Consider the following 14,082-nt stretch of genomic DNA (forward strand, 5'->3'; position numbering starts at 1 on the left):
TACCAGCACATTTTGTCAATTATTTTTATAATTTTCTTTAATTAAACTCAACTTGGCCTACTAAATCATTGATATCGTCAACATGCAATTTTTTAAGCAAATCTGGCAATGCTTGCGCAATATGCGGACAAGCTAAAGCATCATGGAAATGCGCCGTACCCACTGCAACTGCACTGGCGCCAGCTAAGAAGAATTCAACCACATCCTCAGCAGTTTCAATGCCGCCCATCCCAATGATTGGCAAATCAACTGCTTGATGAACTTGAGCAATCATGCGAATAGCGATTGGCTTAATTGCATGACCAGAAAAACCACCCATATTGTGGCCTAAGACCGGTTTTCTGCTTTTAAGATCGATTTCCATCCCTAAAACAGTATTAATCATTGAAATACCATCTGCACCACCAGCTTGGGCGGCTTTTGCAATTTCAACAATATCCGTTACATTAGGCGTCAATTTCACATAGATTGGGATATTCACTACATCCTTAATTTTTTTGGTTAAATCTTCAATCACATCAGGGTGAACGCCAAAACTCATGCCGCCTCTTGCTACATTAGGGCAAGAAACGTTGATTTCCAAAGTATTGACTAAGCCAGAAGCAGATAATTTGCGTGCAACTTCGACATAGCCTGCTTCATCGTCGCCACCGACACTTGCCATGATTGGCAATTCTGGATATTTCTTTCTGAATTTGGTCAATTTGTCACTAATAACTGCATCTACTCCAGGATTGGTCAAACCAACTGAATTCAAAACGCCATCGTCCAAAACAGCAATTTGTGGCTGCGGATTTCCTGTTGTTGCTTGTGGAGTCGTGGTTTTGATGACCATTGCCCCTAATTTGTTCAAATCAAATTTATTAGCTGCAGGAACATCGCCAAAACCAAAAGTACCGCTGGCTGGCATCAATGGATTTTTTAAGGCTAGACCTGGCAAAGCAACATGAATATTCGTCATATTTTTCCTCCAAAAATGAATGCTCACTGTCATTCTTTTATTTCTGATAACTTTTCGAAGAAAAATTCTACACGGATTTTTTATTTTTTCAAATTAAATTTTCGGTTGTTTTTTATTTTGCTAGGTGGTAAACTCACTTCAAGCAAACTTTAAACGGTACAGAGAGACCGCAAGTTAACAAAATGACTTAAATTTACCTAGAACAAGTCTATACTTGTGCATTTTCTCTGTGCCAGTATAGGCTTTTTTCTATGTGGAGGAAAAATGGCAAAACCAGTATTCGTTGCTCTTGACGTTGACAGCAAAACTAAACTTGACAGCTTGCTTGCTTCCTTAGGCAAGCCGCAAGACACTACGATCAAAGTTGGAATGGAGTTGTTTTATCATGAAGGACCAGCAATTGTAAAAGAACTAGCTGACAAAGGCTATCACATTTTTCTTGATCTTAAACTGCACGATATTCCCAATACCGTCTATAGTGCCGCTAAACAATTAGCTCATTTAGGAATTGAATATACTACCGTTCATGCTTTAGGTGGCAGTCAAATGATCAAGGCTGCCAAAGATGGCTTAATAGAAGGGACGCCAGCTGGACGAAGCGTACCGAAACTGCTTGCCGTAACAGAATTGACCTCGATTTCAGACCAAGTTTTAACAAATGAACAGCACTGTGCACTGCCAATGAATGAACAAGTGCTCTCACTAGCAAGCATGGCTCAGAAAGCTGGTGCAGATGGCATCATTTGTTCACCGCTTGAAGTTAAGGAACTGCATCAAAAAATTACAGGGAATTTTCTCTTCGTCACGCCAGGAATCAGACCAAAAACCAGCGGCAGCGATGATCAAGCAAGAACCGCTACCCCGCAAGAAGCAAGAAAATTCGGTTCAAGCGCAATCGTAGTCGGACGACCGATTACCTTAGCTAGTGATCCACAAGCTGCCTATGAAGCTATTAAAAAGGAGTTTAATTAAAATGCATCAAGATCAAATTATTTCTGCCTTAATTGCAAATAAAATTATTACCATTTCGCCTGATAAGCCTTTTACCTATGCAAGTGGCATGCACTCGCCAATTTATACCGACTTGCGCTTGACGATCTCCTATCCAGATTTAAGAGACATGATTGCAAGCGACTTAGCAACCTTGATTAAAAAAGAATTTCCAGAAGCAACCATTATTGGCGGCGTAGCAACTGCAGGTATTCCTCACGCCGCATTAGTTGCCGAAAAATTGCATTTGCCAATGATTTACGTTCGTCCAAAGCCAAAAGATCACGGCAGAGGTCGTCAAATCGAGGGTCGTTTTAGCAAAGACGATCAAGTTGTCTTAATTGATGACTTGATTACAACTGGTGGTTCAGTTCTCAATGCTGTTCAGGCAACGCAAAAAGATGGCGGTCAAGTTTGCGGCGTTTCTTCAATTTTTACCTACTATCTGCCTGACGCAAAAGAAAATTTTGCCAAAGCAAATGTAAAATACGCACCACTTCTTTCTTATCCTGAACTGCTTAAAAAAGAAAAGAAATCCGGTCATATCAGTGCTGATCAATACGAAGTTTTGCGCCATTGGCATGAAGATCCATGGCATTGGAAGAATTAGAAGTTTAAAAAGACAGGGGCGGCCCTGTCTTTTTTTTATGCAAAAATGCTAGGATATAACTATATCAAATTTAGAAAGTGTAAGACATGGTTAAAAAAGCGCAAGAAATTTTACACAAACCACTCAATCCAGAATTAAGCAACATCATGGCGCGGGGATTGTGCGTCGGCGTTACGACCGGATTAATTGTTAGCATCTTTCGCTGGATTATCGATCAAACGATGGCACTATTAGATCACATTTATCCCCAAATGCTGCCAATAATGTTTTGCTTTTGCCCTACATTTTGCTGATGCTGCTAATCAGTTTTGTTCTTGGCGAAATTATTGGACCATATATCGGCAACCTCGTTGGTTCTGGCGTACCGCAAATCGAAGCCGTTTTCTTAAATGAAAACGAAATGCCATGGTGGTCAATTCTATGGCGCAAATTTATTGGCGGTTTGCTTGCAATCTGTCCCGGTTTAATGCTTGGGCGCGAAGGCCCATGTATCGAAATGGGTGCAATGGTTGGTCAGGGCTATGCTGAAGCAGTTTTTCAATCTGATTTGAAAGAAAAACGCCGTCTCCAGCAAAGCTGCGTTGCTGCTGGTTTGTCTGCTGCTTTTAGTGCACCGCTAGGCCGGTGTTTTTTTCTTAGTGGAAGAAATTACCTTCAAATTTAAAGCAGTAAATGTCATTTCCGCATTAATTGCAAGCTTCTCTGCTGATTTGGTTACCCTGCTTTTCTTTGGAACTAAACCTTGTTTATTTTTACCCGTTCATGGCAACTTGCCTTTAAACGCATATTGGACCTTGCCCTTAATTGGTATCGTGCTTGGATTTCTAGCATATGTATACCAATTCGTTATTTTGTCATTAAGACCGCTTTTTGCCAAAATCAAGTTCATCCCTAGAAAATATCAAAACATCATTCCACTTCTGCTCATTATTCCAATTGGGCTTTGGAATGCACGTCTGCTTGGCGGCTCGCATGTTTTGATCACTAGCTTGTTCAATCAAGAATTTGAAGCCAAATTTTCGACTGGTTCCTTAACTTTTATTTTGGTGCCGATTGTCATTTTCTTGGTTCGCTTTGCCTTCTCAATGCTGTCTTATGGCTCCTCCGTACCTGGCGGAATTTTCATGCCAATTCTGGTTCTGGGTGCATTATTAGGAGTAATTTTTGCTAATCTGTTAATTCACAATGGGATCATTACCAGCACTTATTATCCACATATCATCATCATTTCAATGGCGGCTTATTTCGGAGCAATTGAAAAAGCACCAATCACAGCAATTATTTTATTGACTGAAATGGTCGGTAGCATCCATCAGGTCTTGCCGATGGTGATCACGGTCTTTATCGCTTATTATGTTCTTGATTTATTAGGCGGTCGGCCGATTTACGAAGCCTTGCGCATTCAAATGAATTTTAAGCAAAAATAAAAAAAGCTGAGCAAAAGCTCAGCTTTTTTTATGCCAATTTGACGTCCATCATCACTTCTTTTTGAACAGTTTGGTAAACTGTTGAAACATGCAATACGTGATCAAGAAACTTTTCTTTTTCTTCATTGCTCATTGAGCTTTCAAATGAAATTCTAATTTTCATGGCTGCAACATCGCTTTTGCCATGGCCTAAGTCCTCTGTAATGGTCGTAGTTTTAACTTGAAAATCTTTTACATCCAGTTTATGGGACTTGATAATCATCGCAGCTGACATGGCAATGCAAGAATTAACCGCACCTGTTAAATATTCCACAGGATTAGGACCTGCGTTTTTCTCAACCGTATCACAAATAAATTTATAATTGCGAGCCTGATTGATCAATTGCCATTCTTGCTCGCCTACACGCGTATTAACTTGGTATTTGCTCATTGTTGTCTCCTTTTAATGTTGTTCAATCGCCTTGTTCAAACGTTGATGATAAAAAGCGTAAATCAGAATTGCCAATGGAATAATGATCAACTCTACTGGATAAAACCAGGTAATTGGTAAAAGACTGTCAACTATTCCACTCAAAATCGGACCAAAAGCCATGCCGATATCGAGGCCGAGATAAAATGTCGAACTAGCCAGCCCCTGTTCGCTGATCGGTGCCAGCAAAAGCGCTGTGGCCTGAAGCACTGAATAGATGACGCCATAGCCAACTGCCATTCCTGCAGCAGCTAGTGCCATTTGCCAGTTGTTGTCCATGACTGTTAATAAAAGCAAATAAAGCACGGTCGCAATTGTACTGATCCAAAACCAAATGCCAAAACGAACGGTATCAAAGAGATTTTTTAAACTGATTCTGATGACCAACAAAACTACGGCATAAATTAGGAAGTAGGATCCCACTGCTACGTTTAAGTGTTTTTGCTCGACATAAGTTACAATGTCCGCCTGCGTTGAAAAATATGGCAAGGCAAATAAAGTAGTTAGAATTGCGACTGGCAAAGCATTCATCTCAATAATTTTAAAGCCATGCTTTTTCTGCGTCTGGGGCTTAGTCTTTTTTCTTGGCAAAGCATGATCACCCACGAACTGAATCGCAATGATCATTAATAATGCTGAAACAGCCGCAATAATGATGGCCTCACGATAACCGATTTTTTGATAAAGATTGATCGAAATAGCTGGTGCTAATGCCATCGCTAACGCATTCATTAGGCCATAAAAGCCCATCGCTTCACCGACATGCTCTCTTGGAACCAGAAAAGCCAGCCAGGTTGTCATGCAAACGGTGCAAAGAACGTAGCCGGTCCCGTTGATTAAACGAAACAAAAGCAGCCATTGACTTGCTGGCGTTAGAATGTAGCCCACAATCCCAATGAAAATCAAAATGCCGCCGATTAGCGATAAGCGATATTTAGAAAAATGATCAGTTAAATTTCCCGCAATTGGTCGCAAAAACATCGCGGCAATACTCATAATGCCAACGATTAGACCTGCAAAAGCAGAATTAGCACCCAAATCTTTGGCATAGCCATTGATTAACGGATTGATAAACATCGTGCCAAACATGAAAAAGAACGAAGCTGCCATGACTAAAATGACATCTTTAGTATAAATTGATTTTTTCTGCGTCAAAATAAGTGCCTCTTTATCTCCGAACTAATTCAATTTTAGCACGAAAGAAAAAAATAGTTTGAATCAAGCGATTCAAACTATTTTTTGCATTACTCAAAATTCCAGCAAATTTTTCTTTGGTAATGTTCAAACGGCAAAAGCGTAATTTCGCTTAAGTCGGTACCTGATGCAGGTGGACATTGTGCTTCAAAAGTGATGCCATCATAAGCTCCATAGGCAGCAGTTAGGCCTTGATGATTAAAGTGGTTTGCCGTATAAATCACAACAGCCGGCGCATTAGTCGTCATTGTCATCGTATGCTTTTGTCCGCGTAAAACAACAGCCGGCTGATTGCCATTCAAAATAAACGGATGATCGAGGCCGTTACGCAGCTTGATTTGCTCATCATCAGAGTCCAAGGCCTCTTTGACCCTTTTACCTTTGGTAAAATCAAACGCAGTTCCTGCAACTTTTGCCATTCCGCTTGTTGGCAAACCATCAGCACCGACCGGCAAATAATAATCGGCATTCATTTGCAGGTTAAGCTCTTTGGCACTTTCACCTAAATTAAAGTATGTATGATTGGCTGGATTGAAAACCGTCAATTGATCACTGACGCAATTGATTTCATAGCGTAAATTATTTTCATTATCGAGTTCATAGACAACATGCAGCCTCAAATTGCCAAAAAAGCCGTTATGCCCATCAGGATCAAAATAAGTTAGATCTGCTCTAGCACTTTGCTCCGTAGCACTCAGCTTAAAATGCCATACTTCCATATCAGTTCCATGTCCACCATGGATATGATTTTTGCCATCATTTACCGGCAATTGCCAAATTTGTTGACCATGTCGCCATTGGCCTAAACGAAGACGGCCACAGATTCTGCCAACCGTCCCGCCTAAAAAGTTGCGTTCCTTTGAATAATCTTCTGGCTTAGCTAGCGATAAGATCATATCTTCACCGTTTAGCAAAACCTTTTCCAAGGTTGCGCCATAATTCAAAATTTTAACGCTCATATTATGATCATTGCTTAAGGTGATTTCGCACAAATCATGACCTGCCAAAACGCCATATTTATTAAAGCTTGTTTTCATTTTAATCAATATCCTCTTTTAATGCGTTAATGAACAATTCCCAGCCTTGCTCGCCATCTTCATCATTCTTAAAGACTCCGGCATCTTGCAAAACCCGTTCAAAGACATCCAATACGGCTTGTTGCATTACTTGGTCGACATTTCCAGCATCAATCTTGTGCTCTTCTTTAATTGCCTTGGCCCATGCTAAATGACTCTCTGCCATCTCATTGCTCTCGCCAAGCCAATACTTCTTAACCTCTTCCAGCTCTGCCTTTAGCCGCCCTGGCAAAATTGCACGCCCCATTACTTCGATCAAACCAATATTTTCTTTCTTAATATGCCAGAGATCTTGATGTGGGTGAAAAATTCCTAATGGATATTTATCAGTTGTATTGTTGTCCCGCAAAACGAGATCAAGTACGAATTTTTCTCCTTCTCGGTGCATGATCGGCGTTACTGTATGGTGCGGAGTTTTACCAACGAAAGCTTTTATTTGGCGCTTTTCATCGTCATAATGATCCCAAATTTTAATAATTTGCGTACCCAGATTAATTAATGCGGAAGTATTTTCGCTGCTGAGTCGCAAATCGCTCATCGGCCAATCGACAATACCAGCATCAACATCGGGATAAGAAGTAAATTCAACTTTTTGCTTAATTGCTGCCTTCATCATTGGAAAGACATGTCTTCCGCCTTGATAGTGCTCATGGGCCAGCATTGAACCGCCCACAATCGGCAGGTCAGCATTTGAACCAACGAAATATTCTGGAAGCTGCTTTTCAATATCTACCAGATTAATCAAAGTTTGTTCATTAATCTTCATTGGTTCATGCTTTTGATCAAGAAAAATGCAGTGCTCATTGAAATAAGCGTATGGCGAATATTGAAAGCCCCATGGCTTGCCCGCGATCGTCATGCGAATAATGCGCAAATTGGAACGAGCATTCTTGCCGTAGCCACCTAAGTAGCCTTCGTTTTCAAGACAAAGCGCACATTTTGGATACTTCTTGCCTGTGTCATGAGCGGCGGCTGCAATGGCCTTTGGATCTTTTTCAGGCTTGGACAAATTAATCGTAATTTCTAATTTGTGGCCATTTTTGCCAGTTCCGTCAAAGACAATATTTTTGGCAATAGCCTCTTTTTTTACGTAATTGTTTCTGACGCATAAGTCATAGAACCAGGAAGTTGCCTCTTTTGACGATTCCTGCATTTTTTGCCAGAAAAGATAATTTACTCTTGAAGGAACAGGTGTCATTAAATCATAGAGCTGATCGTTTAAAACTTCCCGTGAAGTTTGATCATCGGCAATCTTCTTATTTCTAACGGCTAAGTCAACCAATTGTTTTGCGGCTGGCAAGCTGTTGCTTGCATCTTCTTCATGATCGCCAACCAAAGCCCGGATTTTATTAATTAGATAAACACGATCAAGTGGCTCAAAACTACCTGCAGCTATTACTTCATCTGCAAATTTTTCAATAACTTTCATATTCTTTGTCCTTTTCTTACTTAAATCTTTTTAGTACCGTCAACAATTTCTGCATCGTAGAAACTAGCATCATAGCCAATCCGGTCGCGGTAAACTTTGCCAACATTCTTCTTAAAGGCATCGGCTTGGTCTTTCTTGACAATTGCAATTGCAGAGCCGCCAAAGCCGCCACCGATCATTCTTGCGCCAAGTACGCCAGGTTGCTTCCAAGCTGTTTCTGCTAAAGTATCAAGTTCTTTACCAGTTACTTCGTAGTCGTAATGAAGCGAAATGTGAGAAGCATTGATCAAACGACCAAGCTTAGCTAAGTCATTGTCTTCCATGGCCTTGGTGGCTCTTAAAGTTCTGCCGTTTTCACTGACAGCATGACGGGCACGTTTCAACTCAGTCTCATCATTAATCAGGTAGCTGTATTCATCAAAGGTGTGATCATCCAGTTCGCCCAAAGCCTTAATCTTCAACTTGGTTTGCAGCTTTTCCAAAGCGCCATGACATTCAGCAACCCGATCATTATAAGCGGAAGAAGCTAAAGTATGCTGTTTGTTAGTGGACATAATAATGATTTCATAATCGCCCAATTTAAGTGGCTTATATTCATATTCCATGGTGTTGCAATCAAGGAAAATAGCACTGTCTTTTTTGCCCATAATGCAGGCAAATTGATCCATAATTCCTGAGTTCAAACCAACAAATTCGTTTTCAGTCTTTTGACCCAATTTGGCTAAAGCAATGCGGTCAATATCTAAGTCGAATTCTTCTTTAAGAATGATTCCCATCAGCATTTCAATCGCAGCTGAAGATGAAAGACCCGAACCAGATGGCAAATTAGCTTTAACATAAAGATTAAAACCATGATTGATTTTTGCGCCATCTTTTCGTTGGCGCAGGTATGTCAACATCCCTTTAAAGTAGTTTGCCCAAAAGCGATCATCTTTTTCAACCGTTTCATCATCAAGGTCAAATTCAACTACTGGTCCATGGACATTGCCTGAATAAAGGGTAATTTTATTGTCCTTGCGTGGGCCATAGACGCCATAGATTCCTAAACTGATCGCAGCTGGAAAGACGTGACCGCCATTGTAATCGGTGTGTTCGCCGATCACATTGATTCTACCTGGTGAGAAAAAGATGTCTTGTCCTTTTTCACCAAATTTTTCTTGATAAGCTTTTAGTAATTCTTCTTTGTTCATTTTTGATACCTCATTTTATTTTTGCAATCGTTTTCATAAATTTAGTATAAAGCTTATTACTAAATTAGTAAATATTTTTACTGGCTAAAATAAAAAAGAGCTTTTGCTTACTCTTCTAATAAAAGCTCTTTCTGACAATCAAATTGGTATTCATCTCTAGGTGCAAATTAGGGCGATGCGGATCACGAATTCTGCCTAAAAGCATATCCAATGCCAATTTGCCCATTTCTGTTTGATCAATGTTATAAGTAGTTAACGGCGGCGACATGTATTGACTGACATCGTTATTGTTAATACTAATGATCGCAATATCTTGGGGCACTTTAACATCTGCTTCATTCAAAGCCTGCAATACTCCAACGCTCAAAGTATCTGACGAAACAATCAGTGCCTCTGGCAAATTATCCTTGCATTCCTGCAGCATTTTCCGACACAACCGATAGCCATTTTTGACGCTAACGATTCCTTGCGCAAAAACTTTTGCTTCTTTAATATTCTTCAAGCGCGCCGTCTCACGAAATCTGATTTCACGAATATCCCTTTGTGAAGCTCCATCTAAGTTAAAACTTTCAGCCCCAATAAAAGCAATTCTCTGGTAGCCTTTTTGAGTTAAACGATCAAGTGCATCTTCAACGGCAAGCCCTAAATTAGGCTGTACGGAATCAAATAATTGCGGAGCAGGATTAATATCAATGAACACGCCATTTGCCAAAACTTGGTGCAGATTTTGCAAGTCCTTTTCCGTAATTTCAGCCGTCCCTACGCCGAGAAAGCCTTGATACAAATCAGCTTTTGCAATTAAATCCTTGATGCTGGTAAAGGTTGTCAGCTCCAGCTTTCTCTCTTTAATTACATTCTCAAGTGCCTTTTTCAAATAAGCAAAATATTCATCTTGAATGTGTTCAGCGCCGTTAACCCGATAAAGCAAAGCAAGTGGCAGTTTGATCGGCGTTTTCTTTTCTTGCTGCCAATATCCCAGCTCATTTGCAACTTTTAGGATTTTATTTTTCGTCTCAGCGGTGACTGATAAAGTTTGGTCATTATTTAAGAGACGCGAGACCGTTGCTTGAGAATAGCCTGCTTTAGCAGCGATTGCTTTAATTGTTGTTGCCATAAAAATCACTCTTTTTTAGAAAATCTTCGATAATCCTATTATACAAAGAAAAGCGCCAAATGGTAAATATTTTATTAAAATAGTAAATGTGTTTATTTTTTGGCTAAACATGTGATATACTATAATCGATTTTTGAATTGAAAAAAGGAGTACGAAAATGCGTGTTTTAGTTATCGGTGGTGCAGGCTATATTGGCTCGCATGCCGTTAAGAAGTTGGTTGCTGAAGGAGACGATGTCGTCGTCCTTGATGCTTTATACACCGGCCACAGAAAAGCGGTTGACCCAAAGGCCAAGTTTTATCAAGGAGATATTGAAGATACCTTTTTGGTAAGCAAGATCTTGCGTGATGAAAAAATTGATGCTGTCATGCACTTTGCTGCTTACTCACTTGTTCCAGAATCAGTTAAAAGGCCGCTTAAGTATTACGACAACAATGTTAATGGCATGATTTCACTATTAAGGGCAATGAACGATGCTGGTACCAAATATTTGATTTTCTCATCCAGTGCTGCAACTTATGGGGTTCCTAAGAAGCTGCCTATCACTGAAGATACGCCGCTTGATCCAATCAACCCATATGGCGAAACCAAGATGATGATGGAGAAGATCATGGCTTGGGCTGATAAAGCTGACGGTATTAAGTACACTGCTCTTCGTTACTTCAACGTTGCTGGTGCAGCTGAAGATGGAACGATCGGTGAAGACCACGCCCCAGAAACTCACCTTATTCCAAATATTTTAAAGAGTGCAATTTCAGGCGATGGCAAGTTCACTATCTTTGGTGATGATTACAACACCAAGGACGGCACCAACGTCCGTGACTACGTTCAGGTTGAAGACTTAATCGATGCTCACATTTTGGCTCTTAAGCACTTAATGAAGACCAACAAGTCAGATGTCTTTAATTTGGGTACTGCTCATGGCTATTCCAACCTTGAAATTTTGGAATCTACTAAAAAAGTTACCGGCATCGACATTCCTTACACAATGGGTCCACGTCGTGGCGGCGATCCAGACAGCTTGGTTGCCGATTCAACCCAAAGCAAGAACTATTTTGGGCTGGTCACCAAAGCATGAAAACGTCGATGACGTCATCAGAACTGCTTGGAATTGGCATAAGAGTCACCCAAAGGGTTACGGAGACAAGTAAAAAATATTTCTGAAGTTAAATTATTTTGTTTAAAAAATCTAAATTAAATTCTCACGAAAAAAGCGCCTGGCAACTGCCAGACGCCTTTTTTATTCTAAAGTTATTCTTGGGTTAATTTACTGAAAGCCTCGTTGGTTTCGACAATTTCGCCCATTATCTTATTGATCCAATCATTAAGCTTATCATCATCATAAGCTGCCATGCCGCCTTCAGTATCAGCGATGTCAGCTACACCATCATTAAAGTCGGCCAATTCAATCATCAACTTTTCAGCAAATTCCTTGGTACTGCCAGAAAAGTTGTTGGCGAATTTCTTAGTATTCTCGTACTTTTCCCCAATTTCAGTGAAGATTTCAACATTTTTCTTAAAAACATCATCCAAATTCTTCATATCTTCTTGGTTAGGAACAGTAATTTCTTCACCCTTAGTCAATTGATCGTCAAGCCGCACGCCGATATCATTTAAAACCAGGTGTTCGTTGTACAAACGGCTCAATAATTTGATTCCGCTTGGATTGCGTGCTTCAAAGTTAACAGTAATTTCGTCTGCCATTATTATTTCCTCGTCTCTTAATAAATTTAGCTAATATAATTGTAATACAAAAAGCAGTGACTTCAAAAGCCACTGCCTTTTCTAATTATTGCTGAGATAATTTTTAATCACCTTAAAAACGCCATCTTCGGTATTAGCTGGAGCCAAATATTTAGCCGCGTCTTTTGCTTCCTGACTGCCATTTTTCATCGCGTAGGAATATTTGGCAAACTGCAGCATTTCAACGTCATTGCCGCCATCGCCAAAGGCCATTAAATCATCGCCGGTTAAGTACATCTTTTCAAGCAGCAGTTTCAGGCCCTCACCTTTATTGACGCCGTAAGCATTAACATCGACCGCGTTTTTAGCTGAAGCAAAGGCGGAAATCTTTTGCCCAAATTCTTGGTTATACGCAGCTTCAATTTCTTTAGCAATACTGCTATCAGGCACATGGAAAGTTACTTCCAAAATACCATTTTCCGGCAAGACAGACCAATCTGAAACTTCAATGCAGGAGCAGCCGGCAAAGTATTCCAAGAATTCTTTTACATTCTTGGGGGCATCCCTGTTAATGTAAGATTGTTTGGTATGGAAAACCAAAGTGGTTGCATCAGCATATCTTTGATTAACAAAATCAATCACACCGATTGCATCTTTTCTTGCCAATTGCTGAAGAGCCACTTCCTGATCATTCTCGATTAAACGCGCGCCATTAGAAGTCACAAAAGACAATTCTGAATAAAAGTCGGCGAAGTCTTTGCGCAAGCGGACATATGGTCTTCCAGATGAAATAATAAACTTAACTTGACGCTGATGCAGTTCGGTCAAAATTTCACGAAATTTCTCATGATCAAAGTCGTGTTTTTCATTTAAAAAGGTGCCATCCATATCGACAGCAATTGCTTTAAATGGTAGTCCCATAATTTACCCCAATCTCAAAATAGTTAACAACTTATTATAGCCTATTTTGGATCAAAATGAATTTAACTGGTAACCAGAGATTTCCAGAAGATATTTAATTTGTTCTGCTTTTTCAGATTGATGCTCCAGTCGAGCTTGATAATACTTGACCGTTAATTTTTGCAGCAAAATCAGCTTTGAATCAGACAATCGGTTCAAATAATTCAGTGCTTTTTCGAATTCGTCACGCTGATTATCCTGGTAATAAAACCGCGCATACCTGGCTTCGATATTGGCAAGCAAAGAGAGTTAATATTCGTCCCTTTCTTTTTGATAATTATAATCGTTAAAAATTGAGTTAATCAGCTCTGCCAATTCTTGAAAGGAATAGAGGGACATCGACATGAAGAAGATCCAGAGCGAATCTTGATCCCATTTTCCTAGCTGAAAAATAGTATGTTTGGGTTTGCGCTGATCATATTTGGAAATACGATATTGGGTATCGCCCAAATCTGTCAGGAGTAGTGAAATCACCTGCTTGTACTTTTGATTTGTAAAGTTCGGGTCATTCAAAATTGCTATCAGACTGGCCGCATCCCTTTCGAAATAAGCTGCTTCAATTATTTCTTGATAAGGAAGATTTTTTGGCTTTAACGCTTTTAATTCATCAACTTTTTCTTCATAAAAAGCCAATGTCAGCTGATCTTGAATGATTTGATCTTCGGTTCTTAATTCGGTTATCCCTGAGAAGAAATCGTATAAAGACGTGTGATGATCATTTAAAATATCTAGTAGATCATTGATTGTAATATCATGCTTTTCATGCTCAACCTTAGAATAAAAAGAAGTTGTCATAATATTATCAATCATTTCAGCTTGCGTCAGACCAAGGAGAATTCTGGTTCTCTTTAATTGTTGTGCTATTCTCATATCTATCTCTATTTCTTTTCCCTATTCGAAGTTTCAGATCAATAATATGTTCTTTTCTGTATAAAGTCCTAAAATATCTATATTTGAATAAAAAAGCATCGACTTTTTC

General features: G+C 39.7%; 12 protein-coding genes and 2 pseudogenes. 4 read left to right on the top strand and 10 right to left on the bottom strand.

Going from position 1 to position 14,082, the window contains the following annotated elements; genetic code table 11:
• Positions 1-37: 37 nt before the first annotated feature.
• The gene (locus tag HMPREF0493_RS01830; RefSeq protein WP_040456889.1) at positions 38-961 is read right to left on the bottom strand and encodes a dihydroorotate dehydrogenase; all 924 of its coding nucleotides are present in this window, start codon (positions 959-961) and stop codon (positions 38-40) included.
• Positions 962-1,225: 264 nt separating this feature from the next.
• Here HMPREF0493_RS01830 and pyrF point away from each other — a divergent pair, with 264 nt between their 5' ends.
• The 3 genes and pseudogenes from pyrF (at position 1,226) to HMPREF0493_RS08740 (ending at position 3,988) form a co-directional block, all read left to right on the top strand.
• Entirely contained in the window at positions 1,226-1,933 is a 708-nt protein-coding gene (gene pyrF, locus HMPREF0493_RS01835; RefSeq protein ID WP_006351552.1) for an orotidine-5'-phosphate decarboxylase, read from the top strand.
• A gap of 1 nt (position 1,934) precedes the next feature.
• Positions 1,935-2,561 (top strand): orotate phosphoribosyltransferase, encoded by a 627-nt coding sequence (gene pyrE / locus HMPREF0493_RS01840; protein ID WP_040456891.1) that lies wholly within the window; start codon positions 1,935-1,937, stop codon positions 2,559-2,561.
• 86 nt (positions 2,562-2,647) lie between these two features.
• Positions 2,648-3,988: pseudogene (locus HMPREF0493_RS08740) on the top strand (ClC family H(+)/Cl(-) exchange transporter).
• A gap of 28 nt (positions 3,989-4,016) precedes the next feature.
• Here HMPREF0493_RS08740 and HMPREF0493_RS01855 read toward each other — a convergent pair.
• The 6 genes from HMPREF0493_RS01855 to HMPREF0493_RS01880 form a co-directional block, all read right to left on the bottom strand.
• The gene (locus tag HMPREF0493_RS01855; RefSeq protein WP_006351556.1) at positions 4,017-4,418 is read right to left on the bottom strand and encodes an OsmC family protein; all 402 of its coding nucleotides are present in this window, start codon (positions 4,416-4,418) and stop codon (positions 4,017-4,019) included.
• Positions 4,419-4,430: 12 nt separating this feature from the next.
• Positions 4,431-5,612 carry an MFS transporter gene (locus HMPREF0493_RS01860; RefSeq protein ID WP_006351557.1) on the bottom strand — a complete coding sequence of 394 codons (1,182 nt, stop codon included), beginning with the start codon at positions 5,610-5,612 and terminating at the stop codon, positions 4,431-4,433.
• An 89-nt stretch (positions 5,613-5,701) separates the two neighbouring features.
• Positions 5,702-6,688: an aldose epimerase family protein gene (locus HMPREF0493_RS01865; protein WP_040456894.1), complete on the bottom strand. Its 987-nt coding sequence runs from the start codon at positions 6,686-6,688 to the stop codon at positions 5,702-5,704.
• 1 nt (position 6,689) lies between these two features.
• On the bottom strand, positions 6,690-8,156 hold the full coding sequence (locus HMPREF0493_RS01870) for a UDP-glucose--hexose-1-phosphate uridylyltransferase (RefSeq protein WP_006351559.1): 1,467 nt from the start codon (positions 8,154-8,156) through the stop codon (positions 6,690-6,692).
• A gap of 20 nt (positions 8,157-8,176) precedes the next feature.
• The gene (locus HMPREF0493_RS01875) at positions 8,177-9,346 is read right to left on the bottom strand and encodes a galactokinase (protein WP_006351560.1); all 1,170 of its coding nucleotides are present in this window, start codon (positions 9,344-9,346) and stop codon (positions 8,177-8,179) included.
• 115 nt (positions 9,347-9,461) lie between these two features.
• A complete protein-coding gene (locus HMPREF0493_RS01880) occupies positions 9,462-10,460 on the bottom strand; it encodes a LacI family DNA-binding transcriptional regulator (RefSeq protein ID WP_006351561.1) in 999 nt (332 codons plus the stop codon).
• A gap of 157 nt (positions 10,461-10,617) precedes the next feature.
• On the opposite strand from HMPREF0493_RS01880, the pseudogene galE reads away from it, so the two are divergent.
• Positions 10,618-11,611 (top strand): annotated as a pseudogene (gene galE, locus HMPREF0493_RS01885) (UDP-glucose 4-epimerase GalE).
• Positions 11,612-11,711: 100 nt separating this feature from the next.
• Here the strand turns inward: galE and HMPREF0493_RS01890 are convergent.
• The 3 genes from HMPREF0493_RS01890 to HMPREF0493_RS01905 all read right to left on the bottom strand — a co-directional run bounded on the left by HMPREF0493_RS01890 (position 11,712) and on the right by HMPREF0493_RS01905 (position 13,973).
• Entirely contained in the window at positions 11,712-12,164 is a 453-nt protein-coding gene (locus tag HMPREF0493_RS01890) for a hypothetical protein (protein WP_006351563.1), read from the bottom strand.
• Between the two features lie 81 nt (positions 12,165-12,245).
• Positions 12,246-13,064, bottom strand: coding sequence for a Cof-type HAD-IIB family hydrolase (locus HMPREF0493_RS01895; RefSeq protein WP_006351564.1), 819 nt, complete (start codon positions 13,062-13,064; stop codon positions 12,246-12,248).
• 288 nt (positions 13,065-13,352) lie between these two features.
• Positions 13,353-13,973, bottom strand: a complete 621-nt coding sequence (locus HMPREF0493_RS01905) for a helix-turn-helix domain-containing protein (RefSeq protein ID WP_006351566.1) — start codon at positions 13,971-13,973, stop codon at positions 13,353-13,355.
• Positions 13,974-14,082: the final 109 nt, after the last annotated feature.

Source organism: Lactobacillus amylolyticus DSM 11664, assembly GCF_000178475.1.
In the GTDB taxonomy this organism is placed as follows: domain Bacteria; phylum Bacillota; class Bacilli; order Lactobacillales; family Lactobacillaceae; genus Lactobacillus; species Lactobacillus amylolyticus.

Coding starts and splice junctions, on each gene's coding strand:
- HMPREF0493_RS01875 (WP_006351560.1), bottom strand. CDS start 9,346: ATGAACAAAGAAGAATTACTAAAAGCTTATCAAGAAAAATTTGGTGAA.
- HMPREF0493_RS01855 (WP_006351556.1), bottom strand. CDS start 4,418: ATGAGCAAATACCAAGTTAATACGCGTGTAGGCGAGCAAGAATGGCAA.
- HMPREF0493_RS01865 (WP_040456894.1), bottom strand. CDS start 6,688: ATGAAAACAAGCTTTAATAAATATGGCGTTTTGGCAGGTCATGATTTG.
- HMPREF0493_RS01905 (WP_006351566.1), bottom strand. CDS start 13,973: ATGAGAATAGCACAACAATTAAAGAGAACCAGAATTCTCCTTGGTCTG.
- HMPREF0493_RS01870 (WP_006351559.1), bottom strand. CDS start 8,156: ATGAAAGTTATTGAAAAATTTGCAGATGAAGTAATAGCTGCAGGTAGT.
- pyrE (WP_040456891.1), top strand. CDS start 1,935: ATGCATCAAGATCAAATTATTTCTGCCTTAATTGCAAATAAAATTATT.
- HMPREF0493_RS01895 (WP_006351564.1), bottom strand. CDS start 13,064: ATGGGACTACCATTTAAAGCAATTGCTGTCGATATGGATGGCACCTTT.
- pyrF (WP_006351552.1), top strand. CDS start 1,226: ATGGCAAAACCAGTATTCGTTGCTCTTGACGTTGACAGCAAAACTAAA.
- HMPREF0493_RS01880 (WP_006351561.1), bottom strand. CDS start 10,460: ATGGCAACAACAATTAAAGCAATCGCTGCTAAAGCAGGCTATTCTCAA.
- HMPREF0493_RS01830 (WP_040456889.1), bottom strand. CDS start 961: ATGACGAATATTCATGTTGCTTTGCCAGGTCTAGCCTTAAAAAATCCA.
- HMPREF0493_RS01890 (WP_006351563.1), bottom strand. CDS start 12,164: ATGGCAGACGAAATTACTGTTAACTTTGAAGCACGCAATCCAAGCGGA.